Raw genomic sequence first — 23,462 nt, 5'->3', positions numbered from 1 at the left:
TCGGCTGGCGGCGTAACGTGCCGCCGGCCGGTCAGCCCTCCTTGGGGAACCGGCTGATGCCACGCCAGGCCAGCCGGAAGGCGAGGTCCGCGGCGCTCTCCAGGTCCGGGCGTCCCTCCTGGCCGGCCTGCCCGGCCCAGTGGCGGGACGCGGACTGCGCGAGACCGGCCAGGCCGTGGCCCAGCAGCAGCGCCTCCTCCCGCGAGAGCCGGGTGTCCGCGGCGATGATCTCGGCGATGTCCGTGGCGAAGCGGTGGTCCATCTCCTCGACCCGGCCCGCGACCTCGGGGTCGTTGTTCAGCCCGGAGTCGAAGATCAGGCGGTAGGCACGGTCCGGCCGGTCCACGAACTGGAAGCAGGCCCTGATCGTGGCCAGGACCCGCTCCTTGTTGTCCGTGGTCGAACCCAGCGCGTCGGCGAGGGCGCCCTGCAGGAGCGTCAGCTGGGTGTCCATCAGGTCCAGGAAGAGCTCGTGCTTGCCGGGGAAGTGCTGGTAGAGCACCGGCTTGGAGACGGCGGCCGCCACGGCGATGTCGTCCATGGAGGTGTCGTGGTAGCCGTGCTCCACGAAGACCTGCTGCGCGGCCTCCAGGAGCTGGCGCCGCCGTTCATCGCGGGGCAGCCGGGACTGGCGCATGGGGCTGGAGGTCACGGTGGGGCCTTTCTGCACGGGGACGCCCGGTCAGGACGGTGTCGAGGAGTCTACCGGCCGGTAGGACGGTGGGGGAACGCCGGTCGTCGGGGCCGGTCAGGCGATCCGGGGCGAGACGGCGAGCGCGTCCTCGCGCGGGTCGCCGACCGGGCAGGACCCCGGGGCGCCGTTCGCCGCCGCGGGCGAGACGTCCAGGCCGAAGAGGACGTTCAGCGCGTTCTCGTACTCGTCGAGGCGACCCTCGGCCGCGAGTTCCTTGGCGCGGACAGTCGGCTCGTGGAGCATCTGCCGGACCATGCGACGCAGGGCGAACTCGACCTCCTCGGCGGCCGCGGTGCACCCGTGCCGGCTGCGCACCCGCTGCATCTCGGAGTCCAGCACCCGCTGCGTGTGCCGGCGCAGGGCCACGATGGCCTCATTGGCGCTGCGGGACTTGCGCTCCTGCAGGAAACCGTCCACTGCGCCGTCCACGAGCTGCGCGGCGGCGGTCAGGGCGGCCTGCTGTCCCTCGGGCGCAGCCATCTTCACCGATTCCAGGGTGATGAGGTCCACGCCGGGCAGGTCGGCGATGGCGGGGTCGAAGTCATGGGTCAGGGCCAGGTCCAGGACGGTCAACCGGGCGGTGACACCCTCGCGCAGGCGCCGCAGGGTCTCGGCCTCGAGCCGCCGGTCACCACCGGAGCAGCCGATGATCACGTCGGCCTCCGCGATGGCCCCGTGGATCTTCTCGCCCCCCAGGGCCAGGGCCCAGCCACCACGGTCGGCGACGAAGGCCTCCGCGCGGCCGGAGGACGAGTGCACGCCCACGTTGGCGGCGCCGCGATCGGCCAGCTGGGCCAGCGTGGTCCCCGCGTAGGCCCCGGTGCCGATCAGCAGGATGTTGGCGTCCTGCCAGAAACGCTGGGCGCCGACCACCGAGGTGCCGGCCCGCATGCTGGTGGCCAGGTCCAGGGCCACGGAGACGATCGAGCGGCCCGCCGTGCCCAGGGCGGTGTGCGTGCCCACGTCCTTGGCGGTGCGGGTGGCGGACTCGAAGAGCTTGGTCAGGGTCCCGGTGGCGGTGCCGGATTCCCGGGCGGTGCCGAGCGCGCGCCGGACCTGGCCGGCGATCTCGCGCTCTCCCACGACGGCCGACTTCAGCCCGGCGCCGACCTCGAACAGGTGCCGGACCGCCGCGTCACCGGCGAGGGTCCGGAACGAGGAGGCGACGGCGTCCGTGGACAGGCCCGATCCCCGGGCGATGGCCTCGACGAGCTCCTGGCGGGCCCGGTCCACGGATCCCTCGTCCGGGGCCTCGGCATAGATCTCCACCCGGTTGCAGGTGGCCAGCACGACCGCCCCCTGGGCGGTCGAGGTGGGGATGGCTGAGGCGACCTCGTCGGTGCCGTTGCTCAGCTGCGCCACCGTGTCGAGGTCAAGGTCGGTGTGCGAGGCAACCAGGGAAAACAAAGTCACAATGCGAGCGATTCTACCGCCTGTAGAGCATGGGGGGCCACCGGACCTGCCGGTCAGCGGAAACACGGGCGGGTTCGATGGAAGAATGGGCGCCATGCCTTCCTCCACCGCCCTGCCCGCCGACCACCCGCTGATCACCACGGACCCCGCCCGCTCGACGGCGTCGTCACCGCTGATCACCGCCTACCGCGGCGGTACCCCGTCCCGGAAGCCGGTGTGGTTCATGCGCCAGGCAGGGCGTTCCCTGCCGGAGTACCGGGCCCTGCGTGAGGGCACCGACATGCTGGAGTCCTGCCTGAGGCCCGCGATGGCCTCGGAGATCACGCTGCAGCCCGTGCGCCGGCATGACGTGGACGCCGCCATCTTCTTCTCCGACATCGTCATCCCGCTGAAGCTGGCCGGCGTCGACGTCGACATCGTGCCCGGCACCGGCCCCGTCCTAGGTGCCGCCGTGCGCACCGCCGAGGACGTCGCCGCCCTGCCCGAGCTGACGGACGAGGCCCTGGAACCCATCCGCGAGGCCGTCCGGCTGACCGTGGCCGAACTCGGCTCCACCCCCCTGATCGGCTTCGCCGGGGCGCCGTTCACCGTGGCCGCCTACATGGTCGAGGGACGCCCCTCGCGCGATCACCTGGGCCCGCGGACCATGATGCACGCCGACCCGGAGACCTGGAACGCGCTGGCCGAGTGGGCCGCGGACGCCTCGGGCCGGTTCCTGCGCGCCCAGATCGAGGCCGGGGCCTCGGCCGGCCAGCTCTTCGACTCCTGGGCCGGGTCGCTCTCCCTGGCCGACTACCTGGAGTACGTCCAGCCCCATTCCGCCCGGGCCCTGTCCCACGTCCAGGACCTGGCCGGTGAGACCGGGGTGCCCCTCGTGCACTTCGGCACCGGCACGGGGGAGATCCTGCCCGCCATGCGCGACGCCGGCGCCTCCGTGGTGGGCGTCGACTACCGGCTCCCCCTGGACGAGGCCCATCGTCGCCTGCAGGCCAGCCCGGGAGCGGACGGCCGCGGCGCGGTGCCCCTGCAGGGCAACATCGACCCCGCACTGCTCTCCGCTCCCTGGGAGGTGCTCGAGGCACACGTCCGCGAGGTCGTCGAGACCGGCCGGGTTGCCCCCGGGCACGTCGTGAACCTCGGCCACGGCGTGCCGCCGACCACGGACCCCGAGGTCCTGACCCGGGTCGTCGGGCTCATCCACTCCCTGCAGCCGTGAGCTCCGGCACCGAGGCGCACGACGGCCACCGCGGTCCGCGCCCGGCCGTCGTCGTCGGCGGCGGGATCTCCGGGCTGCTGTCCGCCCGGGAGCTGGCCCGCTCCGGACACGAGGTGACCCTGCTGGAGGCCACGGCCACTCTCGGGGGCTGCGTCGCGCCCGTCCGCGCCCCGTTGCCGGACGGCACGGAACTGGTCCTCGACGCCGGCGCCGAGTCGTTCGCGGTCCGCACCCCCGCCGTGCACGGACTGATCGAGGAGCTCGGGCTCTCCGACGCCGTCGTGAGCCCGAACCCCGTGGGCTCGTGGATGTACCTGCCGGACCCGGCCGGAGGCGGCGGTCGGGCCGTACGCTCGCCGCGCGTCGGGATCCTGGGCATCCCCGGGGACCTCGACGCCCCCGAGGTCGCCGAGGCCCTGGGGGCCGACGCGCTGGAGCGGGCGCGCCGGGACCTCGCCCTGCCGGTGGGGCGGTGGGAGCAGGCCCTGCGCGACGGCGGCCCGGTCACCGTCGGGGCGGTGGTGCGGGACCGGATGGGCGAGGGCGTGCTGCAGGTCCTCGTGGCGCCGGTCGTCGCCGGAGTGCACTCGGCAGACCCGGACACCCTCGACCTGCGGACCGTCGCCCCGGGCCTGCTGGAGGCGCTCGTGGCCGAGGGGTCACTGGCCCGGGCGGTGGCCGCCCGGCGCGCCGCCGCCCCGCCCGGTGCCCTCGTGGCCTCCCTGCGCGGGGGGATGAACACCCTGACCGCGGCCCTGGTCCAGGCCCTGCGGGACGCCGGGGTCTCGATCCGGACCGGGGTCCGCGCGACCGGGCTGGACCGTGCCGCGGACGGGTGGACCGTCTCGGCGCACACGCAGGACGGCACGGACGAGACCCTGTCCGCCGGCCGCGTCGTCCTCGCCACCGACGGGCCGGCCGCCTGGGACCTGCTCGCCCCCGTGGCCGGCGGTGCCCTGACCACGGCGGACCGCCCGGCCGAGGGGGCCGGGGTCGCCCTGGTGACCCTGGTGGCCGACGCCGCCGGGCTCGACGCCGCCCCGCGGGGGACCGGCCTGCTGGTCTCCCCGCAGGTGCCGGCCGACGTCGTGGGCGCCAAGGCGATGACCCACGTGACCGCCAAGTGGGACTGGATCCGGACGGAACCGCACCGGCACGTGCTGCGCCTGTCCTACGGGCGCGTCACGGACGCCCCGGACGTCTCCACCCCGGGATACGGCACCGACGACCGGGAGCTGCTGGCCCGGGCCGTGACCGACGCGGCCACGCTGACCGGCGTGGACCTGGCCGGCGCGGTGGTGCACTCCTTCGTCGTGCGCTGGCGATCCGCCCTGCCCGCGGCGACCACCGCCCACCGGGCGGCGGTGCGCAGCGTCCGGGACTGGCTGGACGGGCAGGACGGCCTGGACGCCGTCGGCGCCTGGCTGGCCGGGACCGGACTGGCCGCCGTCGTGGGGGACGTCCGGCGCCGGATCGGTGTGGGCGAGACCTGAGGGGTAGGCTGGACACGCCGTTCTACCGGCTGTAGAAGCCGGTGCGCGGCAACGACCACGGCAGCGCGGTGCACCGCACGTGCCCGACGCCACACGGTGACAACACAGGAGTTGTGACGATGACCGAGAACCAGGCAGCAGCGGACCCCGAGGCCGGGAGCGCCGAGCACGTCGAGTGGTTCACCACCTACACCGTCTTCGCCCGGAACGGGTCCGGCCAGGGCGGGGCACACACCGAGGCCGAGCGCCAGCGGGCGGTGAAGCAGTTCGACGCCGCGGTCGCTGGGCTCGCCGAGCGCGGCGTGACGGTCCGGGGCACCTACGACGTCTCCGGCATGCGCGCCGACGCGGACGTCATGGTGTGGATGTACGGTCACGTCCCCGAGGACCTGCAGGCGGCCATCAGGACCCTGCGCCGGACCGAGCTGCTGGCCGGGACGCGGATCGTGCTGTCCGCGATGGGCTCGGACCGGATGGCCGAGTTCAACAAGGACCACGTGCCCGCGTTCGCCATGGGCCGCGAGCCGCTGAAGTGGCTGTGCTTCTACCCCTTCGTCCGCTCCTACGACTGGTACACCCTGGAGCCGGCCGAGCGCGGCCGGATGCTGAAGGACCACGGGCTGCTGGGCCGGGACTTCCCCATGGTCTGGGCCAACACCACGAGCGCCTTCGCCCTGAACGACTGGGAGTGGCTGCTCGGGCTCGAGGCGCCGAGGCTGAACCACCTGGTGGACATGATGCGCCACCTGCGCAACAACGAGACCCGTCACTACGTGCGCGAGGAGGTCCCGTTCTACACCGGACGCCTGATCTCCTCGGCCGAGATCGCAGAGGTGCTGGCCTGATGAGCGAGAACACCACCGGAACCGCCGGGCAGTCCTTCGACCCGCGCACCGGGTACGACGAGAACGGGGTCATGGCGCCCAAGGCCTACGACGCCGTGCTGCTGGCCTCCTTCGGCGGGCCCGAGGGCCAGGACGACGTGATCCCCTTCCTGCGCAACGTCACCCGGGGCCGGGGCATCCCGGACGAGCGGCTCGAGGAGGTGGCCACCCACTACCGGGCCAACGGCGGGGTCAGCCCCATCAACGCGCAGAACCGCGAGCTGAAGGCCGCGATCGAGGCGGAGCTGGCCGCCCGCGGCATCGACCTGCCGGTCTACTGGGGCAACCGCAACTGGGACCCCTACGTCCCCGAGACGCTGGAGCGCATCTACGCCGACGGCCACCGCCGGCTGCTGACCGTGGCCACCTCGGCCTACTCCTGCTACTCCTCCTGCCGCCAGTACCGCGAGGACCTGGGGATGGCCCTGCGCTCCACCGGCCTGGAGGGCAAGCTCGAGGCCGACAAGGTCCGCCAGTACTTCAACCACCCCGGCTTCGTGGAGCCCTTCGCCGAGGGACTGCGCACCGGGCTGGCCGAGATCCGTGCCGATCTCGCCGAGGCGGGCCGGGCCGGGGGCCGGTTGCACCTGTTCTTCGCCACCCACTCCATCCCCACTGCCGACGCCGAGGCCGCCGGCCCGCGTCCGCTGGCCGCGGAGCTGCAGGAGAGGACCGGGCTGAATCCCGGAGAGGGCAACGGCGCGGACGTCTACTCCGCCCAGCACCTGGACGTGGCCGAGGAGGTCCTCAGGCTCGTGCCGGAGGCCGAGGGCATCGACTGGTCGCTGGTCTACCAGTCCCGCTCCGGCGCCCCGCACGTCCCGTGGCTGGAACCGGACATCAACGACGCCATCGAGGAGCTGGCTGCGCGGTCCGGCGAGGACGGCACGGAGCCGCTGGCCGGCGTCGTGGTCATCCCGCTGGGCTTCGTCTCGGACCACATGGAGGTCGTCTGGGACCTGGACACCGAGGCCCGGGAGACCTGTGAGGAGCTCGGGCTGGCCTTCCGCCGGACCCCGACGCCGGGCACCCACCCCTCGTTCGTGTCCGGCCTGGTAGACATCGTCGAGGAGCGGCTGGGCACCCGCGAGGGCCGCGCCGCCGTCGGCTGCTTCGGCCCGTGGTACGACGTCTGCCGGCCCAACTGCTGCGTCAAGGTCATGCGGGACGGGACCGTGCGGCCCACCGTGGCCGCCGTCGACTCCGAGGTGGGGGTGCCGTCCGCGTGAGTGGTGCAGACACCGGCTTCACCGTCGGCACCCGCGGGTCGAACCTGGCCCGGACCCAGACCACCACGGTGGCCGAGGCGCTGGCCGTCGGGTCCGGGCTGGAGTACGAGCTGCGGATCATCCGCACCGAGGGGGACGTGACCACCGGGTCCCTGGCCTCTCTCGGTGGCACCGGTGTCTTCGCCTCCGCGCTGCGCGCCGCCGTGCTCGACGGCGACGTGCAGCTGGCCGTGCACTCGCTCAAGGACCTGCCCTCCGCCCAGCCCGCCGGGCTGCGGATCGCCGCCGTTCCGCCACGCGTGGACGTCCGTGACGCCCTGTGCGCCCGGGACGGGCTGACACTGGCCGAGCTGCCCGAGGGGGCCACGGTGGGCACCGGCTCCCCGCGCCGGGTGGCCCAGCTGCTGGCCGTCCGCCCCGACCTGAGGGTCGTGGACATCCGCGGCAACGTCCAGACGCGACTGGCCCGGGTGCCGGGACTGGAACAGCACGACGACCATGCACCCGCCGCGGCCGGTTCCCCCCGGGGCGACCTGGACGCGGTGATCCTGGCCTGCGCCGGCCTGGACCGGATCGGGATGCAGTGGGCGATCACCGAGCGGCTCGCGCCGACCGTGATGCTGCCGGCGCCCGGCCAGGGTGCCCTGGCGGTGGAGTGCCGGCCGGAGACCGCCGATGCCGGTGACGCCCTGGCCCAGGCGCTGGCCGGGTACGACGACCCCGTCACGCGGTTGCAGGTCACCGCCGAGCGCGGGTTGCTCGAACGCCTCGAGGCTGGCTGTGCCGCACCCATCGGCGCCCTGGCCCGCGTGGAGAAGGACCCGGCCCGGTTGGTGCTGGACGCCGTGGTGGCCGCCACCGACGGCAGCCGGGTGCTGCGCAAGCACGCCTCCGTGGAGCTGCCCGCCGTGCGGATCCGGTTCGAGGACGGGGCACCGGACGAGGAAACCCTCGCGGCGGCCCGGGCCCTGGGCATCGAGGTGGCCGAGGCGCTGCTGGCCGACGGCGCGGACCTGCTCCCGGCCGACCGCTGACACGGATGCCGGGACGGTGCTCGTGACCGGACGGGTCGTCATGACGCGCCAGCCCGCCCAGGCCGGGGACGTGGAGGCCGGGCTGCGCGAGGCCGGGTGGACGGTCCGGTTCCTGCCGCTGACCGACTTCGAACTGCCGGCCGACCTCACGGACCTGCACGCGGCCGTGGACCGGCTGCGTGCCGGGGGCTACGCCTGGCTGGTCGCGACCAGTCCCAACACCGTGCGCTCGCTGGTCCGGGCCGGTTGGGACGGATCCGTGCCGGCGGGCACGCGGGTGGCCGTGACCGGACCGGGGACGGCCCGCGTGCTGGCCGGGGCCGGATGCCCCGCGACCCCCTGGATGCCCGACGGCGACGCGTCCGCCGCGGGGATCATCGCCGGGTTCCCGGCCGCACCGGGGGCGGCCTCCGCCCGCGGGGCCGGGGGCTCCCGGGAGACGGCGCGGGTGTTCCTGCCCCAGTCGGCCCTGGCCACGGACGAGGTGGCCACGGCGCTCCGGTCCCGCGGCTGGGACGTGCAGCGGGTGGAGGCCTACCGTACGGTGCCGTACCCGGCGGCGCCGGAGCGCCGCCTGCTGGCCGGGACGGGACGCGCCCCCGCGGCGGACGGTCCGGGGGGAGCGGTGGTGGGCCTGCCGGACCTGTCCGGCGCCGTCGTCGTGCTGACCAGCCCGAGCGCCGTCCGGGAACTGTCCCGCCACCCGGACGGACCAGGACCCGCCGGTGTCCGGTTCGTGGCCATCGGCCAGCCCACCCGGCGGGCCGCCGAGAGGGCCGGGATCGAGCTGATCGGCACCGCCGCCAGCCCGGACGCCGCCGGGCTGCTGGCGGTGCTCGGCCGTCAGCCGGCCCCGCGCTCACCCTGACCCAGGACCCCCGCCCACGGAACCTCCGCCCGGTCCGGGGTCCGCGGACCGGTCCCGTCAGCCGGTGACCCGCGGCGCCGGGCCGTCACCTGCGGCCGGCCCGCCGTTTCAGGGCGACCTGCATGTGACCGCCCTCGGTGCGGTGCTCGAGGTAGGGCTGTTCGGCCACCAGGGTGCTGAGCTTCTGGTGGCCGAAGTCGCGCGGGTCGAAGTCCACGTGGGCGCGGCTCAGGTGCTGGCCGACCCGGCTCAGTCCGGCCCAGCCGTCGTCGTTGCTCGTGGCGTTGACCGCCTTGACCAGCGCGCTCTCCAGGTTGATCCGCGGCGCCTCGGCCTCGCCGGCGCCGTTCGTCTCCTCGGTCCCGGGGGCCTCACCGGTGCCGGTCGTCTCTCCGGTCCCGCGGATCCCGCCGTCCGGCGCCGCCGCCGCGGGGACACCCGATACCGCGGGCACATCGGCCACGGAGCCGGTGCCGGCCGCCGCCTGGGCCCTGCGGCTCCGGCTCCGGCCGGTCGAACCGCCGGTCGAGGGTTCGGCGGCACCGGTGGACTCACCGTCACCGAGCAGCTCGAGGTAGATGAACTGGTCCACGGCATTGCGCAGCGACGCCGGGGTCTTGCGCTCACCCAGGCCGATCACGCGCTTGCCGGACTCGCGCAACCGGGTGGCCAACCGGGTGAAGTCCGAGTCGGAGGACACCAGCGCGAACGCCTCCACGTTGCCCATCCACAGCAGGTCCATCGCGTCGATGATCAGCGCCGAGTCCGTGGAGTTCTTTCCCGTGGTGTAGGAGAACTGCTGGACCGGCTGGACGGCCAGCCGGTTCAGCTCGTTCTTCCAGCCGCCCAGCTGGTTGGTGGTCCAGTCACCGTAGGCGCGCTTGATGGTGGGCGTTCCGTAGGTGGCCAGTTCCTCCAGGACGGCGCCGGCGTGGGTGGCGGAGACGTTGTCGCAGTCGATGAGCACGGCGATGCGGGTGGTCGCACTGGAGGAGATGGTCATGCCCCTCACCCTACTGGCCGCGGGTCCGCCGGACCCGTCAGTGGCGAGGCCTCCAGACCCGTCCGTGGCGATGCCTCCGGATCGGGGCGGCACGGGAGAGGAAAACCCGGTGGCTCACTAGACTGGTCTGGCACCACCGTCGAGCCCAGAGGAATCCATGTCCTTCCCCACCCACCGTCCGCGCCGCCTGCGCCAGTCCGCCGCCATGCGCCGGCTGGTCGCCGAGGTCCGGATCCACCCGGCCGACCTCATCCTGCCGGTCTTCGTCCGGGAGGGTGCCACCGAGCCGATCCCGCTGCAGTCCATGCCGGGGGTCGTCCAGCACACCCAGGACTCCCTGCGCTCCGTCGCCGCCGAGGCCGCGGAGCTGGGCCTGGGGGGCATCATGCTCTTCGGCGTCCCCGAGACCCGGGACGCCACCGGTTCGGCCTCCCTCGACCCGGCCGGCGTGCTGAACGCCGGCGTCCGGGCGGTCAAGCAGGAGGTCGGGGACTCCCTCGTGGTGATGTCGGACCTGTGCCTGGACGAATTCACCGACCACGGCCACTGCGGCGTGCTCACCGCGGACGGCGTGGTGGACAACGACGCGACCCTGGAGATCTACGGCCGGATGGGCGTGGCCCAGGCCGAGGCCGGGGCCGACATGGTCGGCCCCTCCGGCATGATGGACGGCCAGGTGGCCGTCATCCGCCAGGCCCTGGACGACGCCGGCCACCAGGACACCGCGATCCTCGCCTACGCCGCGAAGTACTCCTCGGCGTTCTACGGCCCCTTCCGTGAGGCGGTGGACTCCCAGCTGACCGGCGACCGCAAGACCTACCAGATGGATCCCGCCAACCGGCGCGAGGCCATGCTGGAGGTCTCCCTCGACCTGGACGAGGGTGCCGACCTCGTCATGGTCAAGCCGGCCATGAGCTACCTGGACATCCTGCGGGACGTGGCCGAGGTCTCCGACGTGCCGGTGTCCGCCTACCAGATCTCGGGGGAGTACGCGATGATCGAGGCCGCCGCCGCCAACGGTTGGATCAACCGCGACCAGGCGATCATCGAGTCCGTGCTGTCCATCCGGCGTGCCGGGGCGGGCAGCGTGCTGACGTACTGGGCCAGCGAACTGGCCCGCTGGATCAAGGAGGGAAGGCTCTGATGTCGGAGACCACGGAGACCACGGAGACCACGGAGACCACGGAGACCACCGGGACCACCGGGCAGGCACGCGCCGGCGCCCCGTCGCCGTCCACCAACGCGGGGATCTACGAGGCGGCCCGTACCGTCATCCCCGGCGGGGTGAACTCCCCGGTCCGGGCCTTCGGCTCCGTGGGGGGCACCCCGCGGGCCATGGTGAGGGCCCAGGGTGCCTACCTGACGGACGTCGAGGGCAACGAGTACGTGGACCTGGTGTGCTCCTGGGGGCCCATGCTGCTGGGACACAACCACCCCGCCGTGGTGGACGCCGTGCACCGTGCCGTGGACGCCGGGCTGTCCTTCGGCGCCTCCACGCCGGACGAGGCGCGGCTGGCGGCCCTGATCGCGTCGCGCGTCCCCGTGGACCGGGTCCGCATGGTCTCCACCGGCACCGAGGCGACCATGACCGCCGTGCGGCTGGCACGCGGGGCCACGAACCGGAACCTCATCGTGAAGTTCGCCGGCTGCTACCACGGGCACTCGGACGGCCTGCTGGCCGCCGCCGGTTCCGGCGTTGCCACCCAGGCCCTGCCCGGATCCGCCGGCGTCACCGGGGCCCAGGCCGCCGAGACCCTGGTCCTGCCCTACAACGACCGTGCCGCCCTGGAGGAGGCCTTCGCCGCACGCGGTGACCAGATCGCCGGGATCATCACGGAGGCCGCCCCGTGCAACATGGGCGTGGTCACCCCCGCCGAGGGATTCAACCGGTTCCTGCGCGAGATCACCGAACGCCACGGTGCGCTGCTGGTCTGGGACGAGGTCCTCACTGGGTTCCGCGCCTCGGACACCGGCTACTGGGGACTGTCCGGCAAGCCGGAGGGATGGACCCCGGACCTGTGGACCTTCGGGAAGGTGATCGGGGGTGGGATGCCCACGGCCGCCGTCGCCGGCCGCGCCGAGGTCATGGACCTGCTGGCACCGCTCGGACCCGTCTACCAGGCCGGGACGCTCTCGGGGAACCCGGTGGCCATGGCCGCCGGCCTGGCCACCCTGCAGAACGCGACGGAGGACGTCTACGCGACGATCGCCCTGCGCTCGCGGCAGCTCGAGGACCTGCTCGTGGGCGCGCTCGACGAGGCGGGGGTGGACCACTCGATCCAGCGGGCGGGGACGCTGTTCTCGGTCGCCTTCGGCACGTCGGAGCGCGGTGTGCACGACTACGCCGACGCCCAGGCCCAGGACGTCCACCGGTACGCCCCGTTCTTCCACGCGATGCTCGACCACGGGGTCTACCTGCCGCCGAGCGTATTCGAGGCCTGGTTCGTCTCGGCCGCGCACGACGACGCCGCCATGGAGCGGATCGCCGCGGCCCTGCCGCACGCGGCGCGGGCCGCGGCGCAGGCCCAGCCCGCCACGGGATCCTGAGGCCGCCCCCGCGGGTGGGGCCGGCGTCGGGATCCCCGACGCCGGCCCGGTCCCGGGGATGACGAAGGGCCGGTACCCCGCGGGGTACCGGCCCTTCGTGCCTGCGGTCAGAAGGCCGGGGTGACGTCCCCGCCGGGCCAGGTCTGCTCGATGTAGGACTTGACCTCCTGGGAGTGCAGGAGCTCCTCCAGCTTCTCGATGGCGGCGGTCTTCTCACCGGCGCGCCAGGCCAGGAAGTTCGCGTACGGGTTCTCCCCGGAGATGTCCTCCACCACCAGGGCGTCGTCAAGGGTCATGCCGGCCTGGATGAAGTAGTTGCCGTTGATGATGGCCAGGTCGATCGCCGGGTCCTTCACGATCTGGACCAGGATCTCCGGCTGGTTCTCCTCGAACGTCAGCCCCTTCGGGTTCTGCTCCTCGGACAGGGTGAGGGCGGCGGAGTCGTCCTCGATGCCCGAGAGCAGCCCGGCGGACTCGAGCATCTTCAGGGCCCGCGGCTGATTGCCGGGGTCGTTGGTGATCGCGACGGTGGCGCCGTCCGGGATGGACTCGACCGAGTCGTGCTTCTCGGAGAACGCCGCGTAGGGCTCGATGTGGATGCCCTCGCCGTGCTCGAACTCGTACCCCTTCTCCTCGACCTGGGAGTCGAAGAACGGCTCGTGCATGTAGTAGTTGGCATCCGAGGAGCCCTCGTCCAGGGAGACGTTGGGCAACTGGTAGTCATCGAACTCCTGGATCTCCAGGTCGATTCCCGTGCCCTCGGTGAGGTTCTCGTCCACGTACTCCAGGATCTGGGCGTGCGGGACAGGGTTGGCGCCGACCTTCAGGACCACCGGGTTGGCCGGGTCCAGGGTGGCGTCCGCGGACGGGGAGGCGTCGCCGCCACCGGCACCGCAGCCGGCCAGCGCGCCGACCAGCAGCAGGCCACCGGCACCGAGCAGCGAACGACGGCGCAGCGGGGAGGTGTTCTTGGTCATCGGGTTTCCTTCGGATTGATGCGGGGATGGGGGAGGGAGGTCAGCGATGGTCCACGGCGCGGACGATCCGGTCGCCGACCCACTGGATGAGCTGGACGAGGATCACCATGATGACGATGGTCGCGATCATCACCGCGGTGTCGAAGCGCTGGTAGCCGTAGTTGTAGGCCAGGCGTCCCAGGCCGCCACCGCCGATCAGGCCGGCCATGGCGGAGTAGCCCACGAGCATGACGAGCGTGGTGGTGATGGAGGCGACCAGCCCGGGCATCGCCTCGGGCAGCAACACCTTGCGCACGATCTGGCCGCGGGTGGAACCCATCACCCGGGCCGCGTCCACCGTCCCGGAGGGCACCTCGCGCAGCGAGGTCTCCACCAGCCGCGCGAAGAACGGGGCCGTGCCGATCGTCAGCGAGACGCACGCGGCGATCGGGCCGATCGAGGTCCCCACGAGCCAGGCCGTGAAGGGGATGAGCGCCACCATCAGGATCGCGTACGGGATCGAGCGCGTGACGTTGATGACCGCGGACAGCAGCACGTGCAGCCAGGACACCGGCCGCAGGCCACCGGGCGCCGTGACGTGCAGGATGACGCCGAGGGCCAGGCCGATCACCAGCGTGAAGACGCCGGCGATGCCGACCATCACGAGGGTCTCGACGAGCGCCTCGGGCAGGGCCTCGGTCAGGGCGGGGTTGGCCAGGAGTTCCTGGAACCAGTTCACTGTGCACCTCCAAGGTCCTGGGCGGTGCCCTGGGCGGTCTCCACCTGGGTCCGGGTCCGCTGGGCGGCCCGGTAGCCGTTCTGCTCGAGGAAGGCCACGACGGCTTCCGTTCCGTCCGTCCGGTCGTCCGCACCGTCCGGCAGGGCCAGCAGGTGGTGGGCGAAGCGCACGCCGGCGAGGTCCTCGACCGAACCGGCGAGGACACGCACGCCGTGGCCGAAGCGGTCCTTGATGACCGCGCTGACCGGGACGTCGGCGGCCGGTCCGTGACCGAGGACCTCCACGAGGGACCCGGCGGTGTCGAGGGCGGCCTCGGGGAGTGGGAGCAGGGCGGCGGACAGCCGTGAACCCAGGTCGGACGCCACCTCGGTCAGCGCACCGCCTTCCACGATCCGGCCCCGGTCCAGCAGGGACACCGAGGTGCAGATCTTCTTGACCACGTGCATCTCGTGAGTGATGACCACCACGGTCAGCCCGAGCCGGTCGGACAGGTCGCGGATCAGCTCCAGGATGCCGTCCGTGGTCGCGGGGTCCAGTGCCGAGGTCGGCTCGTCGCAGAGCAGCACGCGGGGGTCGGAGGCCAGGGCGCGGGCGATGCCCACCCGCTGGCGCTGGCCGCCGGAGAGCTGGGAGGGATAGGAGGACTCGTAGTCCTCGAGTCCGACGAGACCCAACAGCTCGCGGGCGCGGGCGGTGCGGGCGGCCTTGTCCTGACCGGTGACCTCCAGGGGGTAGGCCACGTTGCCCAGGACCGTGCGCGAGTCCAGCAGGTTCGCGTGCTGGAACACCATGCCGATCCGGCGCCGGGCCTGCAGCAGGTCACGGTCGGCGGCGGTGGACAGGTCGGACCCGTCGATCGACACGGAACCGGAGGTGGGGCGGTCCAGCAGGGTCAGGCAGCGCACGAGCGTGGACTTGCCGGCACCGGAATGGCCGATGATGCCGTGCACGGCACCGGTGGGCACGGTGAGGTCGATCCCGTCCAGGGCCACCACCTCACGCTCACCCTGCCGGTAGACCTTGCGCAGGTCACGGATCGAGATCATGCAGTTCCTTCGGGTTGGCATCGTTGCTGTCGGCACGGTCGGCGCCCGCAACACGGGGTCGCCGTCGGTGGACGGCGACTCACCATTCAATCAAGCATGCACGCCGGGCGCAGGCGTGATGGGCCGGTTGTCCGTCTCACGGTGACATACCCGGTTCCCGGGGCGTCCAGACCACGACGACCGGGCCCAGAATGACGTTTCGTGACGACGCGGGACCGTGAAGAGGATTCTACCCGGGTGCCTCAGCGGGCGATGACCGGCCAGTCGCCGTTCACCACGGCGGCCGGGTCCTTGCGGCGCAGGTAGTCCTGGAAGCTCGCGGACTGCTCCGTCTTCCACACCGCCTGCTGGGCGTGCAGGGTCTCCAGCGGCACCTGCAGCTGCGGGTACTTCCGGGCCAGGCAGTCCGCCACCCCGACGGCGGCCAGGGAGTCCGCCGCGGAGGTGTGCGCGTCCAGCAACTGCACCTCGTAGAGGGAGCAGACGTCCGTGAGGGTGCGCTTGCCGCGGCGGTACCGGTCCACCTGCTTGTCGATCACGTAGGGGTCGATGATCCAGCGGTTCGGCAGCGGTTCCAGCCCCCGGCGCGCCAGCTCCCGGTCCATGACGGTGAAGTCATAGCAGGCGTTGAAGGCGATGACCGGGATCCCGGCGTCGAAGAAGTCCCGCAGGGTCTCGGCGATCTCCACGATGCCGACGTCCGCCGGCAGGCCCTCGGCCCGCGCGCGCTCGGTGGTGACACCGTGCACCGCCGCGGCCTCCGGGGGGATCGGTATCCCCGGGTCCACGAGCCATTCGTAGTTCGCGGCCAGGTTGCCGTGCGGGTCCACCACCACCAGCGAAGCGGTGACCACCAGGGCGGTCTCCGGGTCCCGTCCCGTGGTCTCCAGGTCGAAGCCGACCCGGATCTGCTCGTGCCACGGCGTGGGCTGGGCTGCGGGGGCGTTGGCTGGGACGTCGCTCACCCCCTCACCGTACCGTCCGGGGCGGACGCGCAGCACCGCGGGACCGGGCGCCGTGCGGTGCGGATGGCACCATGTCACCTGTGGAGCACACCGCCGGTCCCGGCTGGCCCGAGGGACCCTACGAACTGTCCGAGGCGCTCGTGCTGGCCGCCGGGCTGGTCCCGCCCGGCCGGGCGATCAGCTACGGGGAACTGGCGCGGCTGCTGGGCGCCGGCGGGCCGCGGCAGGCCGGCCGGGCGATGTCGATGGCCCCGGACGGCACCCCCTGGTGGCGGATCGTGCGCGCGGACGGGACGCTGCCGGCGTCGCTGTCCGCCCGGGCCGCCCCGCGGTACCGCACCGAGGGAACCCCGCTGAAGGGCACCGGCGGGCCCGCCGACGGCGCCGGCCCGCGCGTGGACCTCGCGGCCGCGCGGTGGGTCCCGGACACGGCGGCGCTCGCACTGCTGGCCCGGTTGCGGGCCGGGCTGGGTCCCTAACCCGTCCGGAACGGCTGATTGAATACACCCATGCCTGCCGAAACCCCTCCCGCCGCGTCCTCCGGAACACCGACGTCGTCCGGGGCACCGACCCAGGGCCTGCGCCTGACCGGTCCGGCGCAGGTCCGCGCCGAGGCGTTCGTCCCGGACCGGGACCAGCAGCGGGTGCTGGACCTCGCGCCCGGGCACGGTCCAGTCCTGGTCCTCGGCGGACCGGGCACCGGACGCAGCTCCGTGGCCGTGGAGTATGCCGCGCGCCGGATCGAGGGTGGCCTGGACCCCTCGGCGTTGCTGGTGCTCGCCCCCACCCGCCAGTCCGCGGCGAGGCTCCGGGACGCCCTGTCCGTCCGGCTGGACCGGGGCGGGCGGGGGACCCGCTCCGCCACGCCGGTCCGGACCTGGGCGGCCTATGCCTTCGACCTGATCCGGCGGGCCAGGGTCGGCGGATACCTGCCGACCGTCCAGCGCACCCCGCGGCTGCTGTCGGGCGCGGAACAGGACACCGTCATCGCCGAGCTCCTGGAGAGCTACGCCTCCGAGGCCCGCTCCGGCCCGGACTGGCCCGGGGACCTGTCCGAGGCGGTCACCACCCGGGGGTTCCGGCGTGAGGTCCGGGAGCTGATCGACCGCACCAGTGAGTACGGCGTGGAGCCCGGGCGCCTGGAGGAACTGGGGGAGCAGTACCGGCGGCCGGAGTGGAGCGCGGCGGCCGTGCTCTTGCAGGACTACCGGGACCGCCTCGACCTGGGCATGGCCGAGGCCTTCGACCCGGCCGGCCTCCTGACCACGGCGAGCAGGCTGCTCGAGGAGAACCCGGACCTGCTGGACGCCGAGCGGGCCGGACTGCCGGTGCTGGTCATCGACGACCTGCAGGAGGCCACCCCCTCGGTGCACCGGCTCATCCGCCTGCTGGGAGGGGGACAGGACGTGGTGGCGACCGCCAGCCCGGACACGGTGGTCCAGGGCTTCCGCGGCGCCCGGCCCGACCTGGTCCACGACTACCCGGACTGCCTGGTGACCCGCCGGCCACCCGTGGGCCCGACCGGTGCACCCGAGGGCCTGACCCTGACGCTGACCGTGGGCCACCGGATGGGTCCGGAGGCGCTCACCGCCTGGCAGCGGGTGGCCCGGCGCATCCCCGCCCAGCCCGGGATGCTGGAGGTCCGCCAGGACCTGGCGCCCCGGGAAGACGCCGCGGCGGGAGACGTCGCCGTGCACCTGGTGGCCTCCCCGGCCCATGAGCAGCACCTCGTGCTGCAGCAGCTGCTGCACCTGCACCACCGGGAGGGCATCGCCCTGGACCGGTTGGCGGTCATGGCCCGCTCGGGACCCCTGGTGGCGGAACTGGGGCGGTTCCTGGAGTCCGAGGGCATCCCCGTGAACCACTCCCTGTCGGACACGGTGCTCAAGACCGAGCCGGCCGTGACGCCGTTGCTGTACCTGCTCCGGACGGTGTCCGCACCGCCGGGCAGCCCCGAGTCCGCCCCGAACATCGATCGGGCGCTGTGGCTGGCCGGAGGCCGCTACGGCGGGGCCACCGCCCTGCACCTGCGCCAGCTGCGCCAGCGACTGCTCCGGGACGAGCGCGCCCGGGGAGGCACCCGCGCCAGCACCGAGCTGATGCTGGCCGCCCTCGAGGACCCCGGCTCCCTCGACCACTACCGGCTCTCCGGAGCCGGGCTCCAGCGCATCGCCCGCATGGTGGCCGCCGGACGCGCGGCGGCACAGGATCCCGCCGCCACCGCGGAGACCGTCCTGTGGGCCCTGTGGGAGGCCTCCGACCGTCCTGGCCGCTGGGAACGGGAGGCGGTGGCCGGGACCGGAGCGGACGCCCGGCGTGCCGACCGGGACCTGGACGCCGTCGTCGGGCTCTTCCAGGCCGCCGAACGCTACGTGGACCAGTTCCCGGGAGCCTCGGCGCTGTCCTTCGCCGACTACATGGAGGCCCAGGACCTGCCGATGGACTTCCTGGCCTCCACCGCCCGGCACGAGGGGTCCGTCTCCGTGCTGACCCCGGCCACGGCCGCGGGGCAGGAATGGGATGCGGTCATCATCGCGGGGCTGCAGGACGGCATCTGGCCGAACACCCGGTTGCGTGGACAGCTGCTGGGGGCCGGTGACCTCGCGGACATCGCCTCCGGGCGCGGCACGATCGCCGACCGGCGGTCCCGCACCGCCGAGGTCCGCCAGGACGAACTGCGCAGTTTCTCCACCGCGGTGTCGCGGGCCCGCCGGACCGTGATCGGCGTGGCGGTCGCCTCCGAGGACGCCCAGCCCAGCGACTTCCTGGACGTCCTGTCACCGTGGCGTGAGGTGGAGACCACCCGTCCGCTGACCGATGTCCCGCCACCCATCACCGCCACGGCGCTGGTGGCCGGGTTGCGGCGACGGCTGGAGGAGGCCGCCGCCCAGCCGGTCGGGGACGGTACGACGGCGCCGGAGCCGCTCGAGGCCGGGCTCGCCGAGGCGGCCTCTGCCCTGGCCCTGCTGGCGGCGCAGGGCATCCGGGGCGCGGATCCGGCCGACTGGTGGGGACTGCTGCCGCTGTCCACGCGGGAACCCCTCGTGGACGTGGCCACCACCGCGATCCCCGTCTCGCCCTCGAGGGTGGAGACCGCCCTGAAGTCCCCGTTGAACTGGTTCCTGTACCAGGCCGGCGCCCAGCCGGGCAGCACGCAGGCGCAGTCGATCGGCACGCTCATCCACGCCGTCGCCGAGGCCCACCCGGACGGCCCGGCCGAGGCGCTGGCCGCGGAACTGGAGCGGCGCCTGCCGGACCTCGGCCTGGAACCGGGCTGGGAGTCTGAGCGCATCGAGGCCGAGGCCCGCCGGATGCTCGAGTACTTCGTGTCCTACCTGCGCCAGATGGCCAAGGACGGCCGGTCACTGGTCGACGTGGAGCACCGGTTCCACCAGGAACTCGAGCGCGGGGGGCTGAGGGTACGCATCAACGGCAGCATTGACCGGCTGGAGCGGGACGCCCAGGGCCGTCCCGTCGTCATCGACCTCAAGACCGGCCGGCACGAACCCTCCAAGGCCGACTTGCTCCAGCTGCCCCAGCTCGGGGTCTACCAGGCGGCGATCGCCGCCGGGGCGGTGGACGGGCAGGACTTCGACCGGCCCCAGGAACCGGGCGGGGCGGCGCTCGTGCAACTGCGCACCAAGAACAAGTCGGTCAAGGTCCAGGACCAACCGGCACTGGCCCCGGACGACCAGTGGGCACTCGACGAGGTCTTCACGGCAGCAGCCAGCATGGTCGGCCCGGAGTTCCTCGCGGTCCACGGCGGGCCGGACAACCCCGGGTGTGCGCTGCCCGCCGTGTGCCCCATCCACAGCGACGGAAGGCAGGCCACCGAATGGCACCGATGACCCAGGAGACCACCGTGGCGCAGTACACGCCCGAGGACCTCGCCGAGCGGCTGGGCCAGTACGCCCCGACCCCGGAGCAGTCCGTGGTGATCAGCTCCCCGCTCGAACCGCGGCTCGTGGTGGCCGGCGCCGGCTCGGGCAAGACGGCCACCATGTCGGACCGCGTGGTGTGGCTGGTCGCCAACGGCCTCGTGGCCCCGGACCAGGTGCTCGGGGTGACGTTCACGCGCAAGGCCGCCGGCGAGCTGGCCCACCGGATCAACCGCAAGCTCGACCTGCTGGCCGAGACCGGCATCGAGGTCGAGGGGGCCGAGGAGGCGCCCGCCCGGGCCAGCGTCTCCACCTACCACTCCTACGCCCACACCCTGGTGCGCGACCACGGCATGCGGATCGGGCTGGAACCGGACACCGGGATGATCGGCGAGGCCCAGTCCTACCAGATGGTCGCCCGGCTGGTCCGTGCCTACGAGGGGGACCTGGGCTTCGCCGACGCGGCGTCCTCCACCATCGTGCGGGGCGTCATCAAGCTGGCGGCGGACTGCGCCGAGCACCTGGTGGAGCCGGAGGCCGTGGAGGAGTTCCTCACCCGGATCCACGACGCCGGGGCCGCCCTGCCCTACAGCGAGAAGCAGGTCGAGGGCAGCCACGCCAAGGTCACCTCCCTCCTCGGCATGCTGCGCCTGCGCCGGGTGATGTCCCACCTGGTGGCGGACTACCGGGCCGCGAAGGACGAGGCCGGGGTCATGGACTACGGGGACCTGGTGCGGTACGCGGCACGCATCGCGAGCGAGGTCGAGGCCGTGGGGGAGATCGAGCGCTCGCGCTACCGGGTGGTGCTGCTGGACGAGTTCCAGGACACCTCTCACGCCCAGCTGGAGCTGTTCCGTGGGCTGTACGGCCGCACCGGCCACCCGGTCACGGCCGTGGGCGATCCCAACCAGTCCATCTACGGCTTCCGGGGGGCCTCCGCGGGGCAGCTGTTCGCCTTCCCCGGCCAGTTCCCCGTGCCGGATCCCCGGGGTGGCGCCCGGCCCGCCCCGGTCAGCTACCTGACCACGGCGTGGCGCAATTCGCTCAACGTCCTGGCCGCTGCCAACACGGTGGCCGGCCCGCTGCGCAGCGAACCGGTGAACGGGATCGAGGTGAGGCCGCTCGCCCCGTCACCGGTCGCGGGGGACGGTGAGGTCCGGGTGTCCTGGCTGCCGGACTCCGAGCAGGAGGCGGCGGCCGTCGTGGAGGCCCTCAAGGACGCCGCGGACGAGGACCTGCCGGTGGCCGACCGGCGGACGCGCGCCGTGCTGTGCCGCACCCGCCGGCAGTTCGAACCGCTCATGGAGGCCCTGGACACCGCGGGGGTGCCCTACGAGGTGCTGGGTCTGTCCGGGCTGCTGTCGATCCCCGAGGTCGCGGACGTCATCGCCGTTCTGCAGGTGATCTCGGATCCGCGCCGTTCCGACCACCTGATGCGGATCCTCACCGGACCCCGCTGGCGTATCGGCACCGCCGACCTCATGGTCCTGCAGGAACGGGCCTCGGCCCTGGCCCGGAACCGGCGGCGCGCCGAGCCGGACACCGGGGTCGAGGCCGCCGGGGACGAGGACGCGGCGAACCAGGACACCTCGCCGGAGGAGGAGTCCGAGGCCGCCTCCCTCGTGGAGGCACTGGACTGGCTGCCCGAACCGGGCTGGACCTCCGGGTCCGGCCGGGCGTTCAGTGCCGAGGGCCGACGCCGGCTGGAACGGCTGGCGGGCGAGCTGAGGGCGCTGTCGGGACAGACCGGCCTCGAACTGCCGGCCCTGATCCGGCTGGTGGAGAAGACCCTGGGCCTGGACATCGAGGTGCTCGCCCGCCCGGGCGTCACGGGTGTGGCCGCACGCCGGCACCTGGATGCCTTCCTGGATGCGGCGCGGGACTTCTCCCACGGCGCGGAGGAGGGGTCCAGCACGGACCTCACCGCCTTCCTGGCCTGGCTGGAGGCGGCCGAGGAACGGGAGAACGGGCTGGGGATCACCGGGGTCGAACCCCGCCACGATGCCGTCCAGCTGCTGACCGCACACGCGTCAAAGGGACTGGAGTGGGACGTCGTCGCCGTGCCGGGCATGGTGGACGGCCAGTTCCCCGGCACGACGTTCGACACGTGGACCGCGCACGGCAGCGGGCACCTGCCGTGGGACCTGCGCGGTGACCGGGAGAGCCTGCCGCACTGGTCCAGGGACTGGGCCACGCAACAGGACTGGGCCGGCCACGCGGCCGGCTGGTGGCTCAAGCACCAGGAGGCCTACCCGGATTCCTACCGGGACCTGGCCGCCGCCCACCACCTGCAGGAGGAACGCCGGCTGGCCTACGTGGCCTTCACCCGCGCCCGGACCCTGCTGCTGGTCAGCGGCAGTCACTGGCGCGGGTCGAACAAGACCCCGGCGGAACCGTCGGTGTTCCTGGCCGAACTGGCCGAGCGGGCCGGCACGCCGGAGGTCGCACGCGGGACGTGGACGGCACCGGAGGAGGCGGGGGAGATCAACCCGTTCGCCGGACGGAAGCTCACGGCGTGGTGGCCGTTCGACCCGCTGGACGGGCCGGTGGTGCGGGTCATGGACCCGGAGGCACCCGATGACGAGGACCGCGCCAGCCTCCTGCCGCCCCGGGCCCGGCCCCGCCGGGCCGCCCTGGAGACGGCGGCGGACTGGGTTCGGCAGGCGGACCCGCTGGTAGTGGTGGACGGGGGAGCGACCGACCTGACACGCCAGGCCCAGTGGGTCCTGGACCGGGCCACGCCGGTGAACCACCGCGGGGTGACCGTGGAGCTGCCCAGCCACATCAGTGCCTCGACCTTCGTGGAGATGGCCGGCGATCCCGAGGCCCTGGCCCGCCAGCTGCGGCGGCCCATGCCCCGGCCGCCGGCGCACGCCGCACGCCGCGGGACGGCGTTCCACAGCTGGGTGGAGGACCACTTCGGCAGCACCGGGATGCTCGACTTCGAGGATGCGGAGGACTCGGCGGACCATTGGGTGGAGGATGCCCTGGACCTGGAGCCGATGAAGCAGAGCTTCCTGGCCAGCCGCTGGGCGGACCGGGTGCCCGTCGTCGTGGAGCCCCCCGTGGAGACCACGGTCGGGGGCGTGACCCTGCGTGGACGGATCGACGCCGTCTTCCGGGAGGGTGGTACCAGCGATGCCTTCGACGACCCCCAGGCGCGCTGGGAACTCGTGGACTGGAAGACCGGTGCCGTGCCGCGCGGCCGGGACCTCGAGGTCAAGTCCCTCCAGCTGGCCGTCTACCGGCTCGCCTGGTCACGCCTGCACGGCATCCCCCTGCAGAACATCAGCGCGAGCTTCGTCTACGTTGCCCACGGGGTCGAGAAGTCGATGCACGACCTCGCCGGCGAGGAGGACCTCGAGCGGATCCTGGCGGACGCCATCCGGCCGGCCGGGAGCTGAGCCGGCCGGGAGCTGAACCGGCCGGGAGCTGGATCGGCCCGGCCGCGCCGGGCCGGTTCAGGACCGCAAGCCGGTTCAGGAGGGCGAGCCGGT

General features: G+C 73.3%; 18 protein-coding genes. 11 read left to right on the top strand and 7 right to left on the bottom strand.

The annotated features are described in order from the left end of the window. Positions 1 to 31 precede the first annotated feature (31 nt). Positions 32 to 652, bottom strand: a complete 621-nt coding sequence (locus GGQ69_RS08280; protein WP_370577133.1) for a TetR/AcrR family transcriptional regulator — start codon at positions 650 to 652, stop codon at positions 32 to 34. A 96-nt stretch (positions 653 to 748) separates the two neighbouring features. Further along, positions 749 to 2,107, bottom strand: coding sequence for a glutamyl-tRNA reductase (locus GGQ69_RS08275; protein WP_370577132.1), 1,359 nt, complete (start codon positions 2,105 to 2,107; stop codon positions 749 to 751). 85 nt (positions 2,108 to 2,192) lie between these two features. On the opposite strand from GGQ69_RS08275, the gene hemE reads away from it, so the two are divergent. The 6 genes from hemE to GGQ69_RS08245 all read left to right on the top strand — a co-directional run bounded on the left by hemE (position 2,193) and on the right by GGQ69_RS08245 (position 8,831). Continuing rightward, the gene (gene hemE, locus GGQ69_RS08270) at positions 2,193 to 3,323 is read left to right on the top strand and encodes a uroporphyrinogen decarboxylase (RefSeq protein WP_010145472.1); all 1,131 of its coding nucleotides are present in this window, start codon (positions 2,193 to 2,195) and stop codon (positions 3,321 to 3,323) included. Further along, the gene (locus GGQ69_RS08265; RefSeq protein ID WP_183526969.1) at positions 3,320 to 4,816 is read left to right on the top strand and encodes an FAD-dependent oxidoreductase; all 1,497 of its coding nucleotides are present in this window, start codon (positions 3,320 to 3,322) and stop codon (positions 4,814 to 4,816) included. Before hemE ends, GGQ69_RS08265 begins: the two co-directional genes overlap by 4 nt. A gap of 119 nt (positions 4,817 to 4,935) precedes the next feature. Continuing rightward, positions 4,936 to 5,661, top strand: a complete 726-nt coding sequence (gene hemQ, locus GGQ69_RS08260; protein ID WP_183526966.1) for a hydrogen peroxide-dependent heme synthase — start codon at positions 4,936 to 4,938, stop codon at positions 5,659 to 5,661. Then, positions 5,661 to 6,929 (top strand): ferrochelatase, encoded by a 1,269-nt coding sequence (locus GGQ69_RS08255; RefSeq protein ID WP_183526964.1) that lies wholly within the window; start codon positions 5,661 to 5,663, stop codon positions 6,927 to 6,929. The genes hemQ and GGQ69_RS08255 overlap by 1 nt, the downstream gene beginning before the upstream one ends. Further along, complete coding sequence (hemC, locus tag GGQ69_RS08250; protein ID WP_183526961.1) at positions 6,926 to 7,963, top strand: hydroxymethylbilane synthase; 1,038 nt, start codon at positions 6,926 to 6,928, stop codon at positions 7,961 to 7,963. The genes GGQ69_RS08255 and hemC overlap by 4 nt, the downstream gene beginning before the upstream one ends. A 40-nt stretch (positions 7,964 to 8,003) precedes the next feature. After that, a complete protein-coding gene (locus GGQ69_RS08245; protein ID WP_183526958.1) occupies positions 8,004 to 8,831 on the top strand; it encodes a uroporphyrinogen-III synthase in 828 nt (275 codons plus the stop codon). A gap of 85 nt (positions 8,832 to 8,916) precedes the next feature. On the opposite strand, the gene GGQ69_RS08240 is transcribed toward GGQ69_RS08245, so the two are convergent. Then, the gene (locus tag GGQ69_RS08240) at positions 8,917 to 9,834 is read right to left on the bottom strand and encodes an NYN domain-containing protein (protein ID WP_183526955.1); all 918 of its coding nucleotides are present in this window, start codon (positions 9,832 to 9,834) and stop codon (positions 8,917 to 8,919) included. 157 nt (positions 9,835 to 9,991) lie between these two features. On the opposite strand from GGQ69_RS08240, the gene hemB reads away from it, so the two are divergent. Both hemB and hemL read left to right on the top strand, forming a co-directional pair. After that, the gene (gene hemB / locus GGQ69_RS08235; RefSeq protein WP_183526952.1) at positions 9,992 to 10,978 is read left to right on the top strand and encodes a porphobilinogen synthase; all 987 of its coding nucleotides are present in this window, start codon (positions 9,992 to 9,994) and stop codon (positions 10,976 to 10,978) included. After that, complete coding sequence (gene hemL / locus GGQ69_RS08230; RefSeq protein WP_221243368.1) at positions 10,978 to 12,381, top strand: glutamate-1-semialdehyde 2,1-aminomutase; 1,404 nt, start codon at positions 10,978 to 10,980, stop codon at positions 12,379 to 12,381. Before hemB ends, hemL begins: the two co-directional genes overlap by 1 nt. A 107-nt stretch (positions 12,382 to 12,488) precedes the next feature. Here the strand turns inward: hemL and GGQ69_RS08225 are convergent, their stop codons facing one another. From GGQ69_RS08225 to GGQ69_RS08210, 4 genes are all read right to left on the bottom strand, one after another. Continuing rightward, complete coding sequence (locus GGQ69_RS08225) at positions 12,489 to 13,358, bottom strand: MetQ/NlpA family ABC transporter substrate-binding protein (protein ID WP_183526949.1); 870 nt, start codon at positions 13,356 to 13,358, stop codon at positions 12,489 to 12,491. A 40-nt stretch (positions 13,359 to 13,398) separates the two neighbouring features. Continuing rightward, positions 13,399 to 14,076, bottom strand: coding sequence for a methionine ABC transporter permease (locus tag GGQ69_RS08220; RefSeq protein WP_183526946.1), 678 nt, complete (start codon positions 14,074 to 14,076; stop codon positions 13,399 to 13,401). Further along, on the bottom strand, positions 14,073 to 15,122 hold the full coding sequence (locus GGQ69_RS08215) for a methionine ABC transporter ATP-binding protein (RefSeq protein WP_183526942.1): 1,050 nt from the start codon (positions 15,120 to 15,122) through the stop codon (positions 14,073 to 14,075). Before GGQ69_RS08215 ends, GGQ69_RS08220 begins: the two co-directional genes overlap by 4 nt. A gap of 242 nt (positions 15,123 to 15,364) precedes the next feature. Further along, positions 15,365 to 16,087 (bottom strand): 3'-5' exonuclease, encoded by a 723-nt coding sequence (locus tag GGQ69_RS08210; RefSeq protein WP_370577131.1) that lies wholly within the window; start codon positions 16,085 to 16,087, stop codon positions 15,365 to 15,367. Between the two features lie 71 nt (positions 16,088 to 16,158). Between GGQ69_RS08210 and GGQ69_RS08205 the strand changes: the two genes are divergently transcribed. Genes GGQ69_RS08205 through GGQ69_RS08195 form a run of 3 tightly spaced genes read left to right on the top strand, consistent with a single transcriptional unit; the run spans position 16,159 to position 23,369 of the window. Next, positions 16,159 to 16,566, top strand: coding sequence for an MGMT family protein (locus tag GGQ69_RS08205; protein WP_221243367.1), 408 nt, complete (start codon positions 16,159 to 16,161; stop codon positions 16,564 to 16,566). A gap of 30 nt (positions 16,567 to 16,596) precedes the next feature. Next, positions 16,597 to 19,935: an ATP-dependent DNA helicase gene (locus GGQ69_RS08200; protein WP_183526938.1), complete on the top strand. Its 3,339-nt coding sequence runs from the start codon at positions 16,597 to 16,599 to the stop codon at positions 19,933 to 19,935. Then, the gene (locus tag GGQ69_RS08195) at positions 19,932 to 23,369 is read left to right on the top strand and encodes an ATP-dependent DNA helicase (protein WP_370577130.1); all 3,438 of its coding nucleotides are present in this window, start codon (positions 19,932 to 19,934) and stop codon (positions 23,367 to 23,369) included. Before GGQ69_RS08200 ends, GGQ69_RS08195 begins: the two co-directional genes overlap by 4 nt. The last annotated feature ends 93 nt before the right edge of the window (positions 23,370 to 23,462 follow it).

This window comes from Micrococcus sp. TA1 (assembly GCF_014199555.1).
Classification (GTDB): Bacteria; Actinomycetota; Actinomycetes; order Actinomycetales; family Micrococcaceae; genus Citricoccus.
This window is presented reverse-complemented; position numbering and strand designations above follow the sequence as displayed.

Bases quoted from the DNA above. Each gene is read 5' to 3' on its own strand.
- hemE (WP_010145472.1), top strand. From the start codon at position 2,193: ATGGGCGCCATGCCTTCCTCCACCGCCCTGCCCGCCGACCACCCGCTG.
- hemQ (WP_183526966.1), top strand. From the start codon at position 4,936: ATGACCGAGAACCAGGCAGCAGCGGACCCCGAGGCCGGGAGCGCCGAG.
- GGQ69_RS08255 (WP_183526964.1), top strand. From the start codon at position 5,661: ATGAGCGAGAACACCACCGGAACCGCCGGGCAGTCCTTCGACCCGCGC.
- GGQ69_RS08245 (WP_183526958.1), top strand. From the start codon at position 8,004: ATGACGCGCCAGCCCGCCCAGGCCGGGGACGTGGAGGCCGGGCTGCGC.
- GGQ69_RS08240 (WP_183526955.1), bottom strand. From the start codon at position 9,834: ATGACCATCTCCTCCAGTGCGACCACCCGCATCGCCGTGCTCATCGAC.
- hemB (WP_183526952.1), top strand. From the start codon at position 9,992: ATGTCCTTCCCCACCCACCGTCCGCGCCGCCTGCGCCAGTCCGCCGCC.
- hemL (WP_221243368.1), top strand. From the start codon at position 10,978: ATGTCGGAGACCACGGAGACCACGGAGACCACGGAGACCACGGAGACC.
- GGQ69_RS08225 (WP_183526949.1), bottom strand. From the start codon at position 13,358: ATGACCAAGAACACCTCCCCGCTGCGCCGTCGTTCGCTGCTCGGTGCC.
- GGQ69_RS08215 (WP_183526942.1), bottom strand. From the start codon at position 15,122: ATGATCTCGATCCGTGACCTGCGCAAGGTCTACCGGCAGGGTGAGCGT.
- GGQ69_RS08205 (WP_221243367.1), top strand. From the start codon at position 16,159: ATGTCACCTGTGGAGCACACCGCCGGTCCCGGCTGGCCCGAGGGACCC.
- GGQ69_RS08200 (WP_183526938.1), top strand. From the start codon at position 16,597: ATGCCTGCCGAAACCCCTCCCGCCGCGTCCTCCGGAACACCGACGTCG.
- GGQ69_RS08195 (WP_370577130.1), top strand. From the start codon at position 19,932: ATGACCCAGGAGACCACCGTGGCGCAGTACACGCCCGAGGACCTCGCC.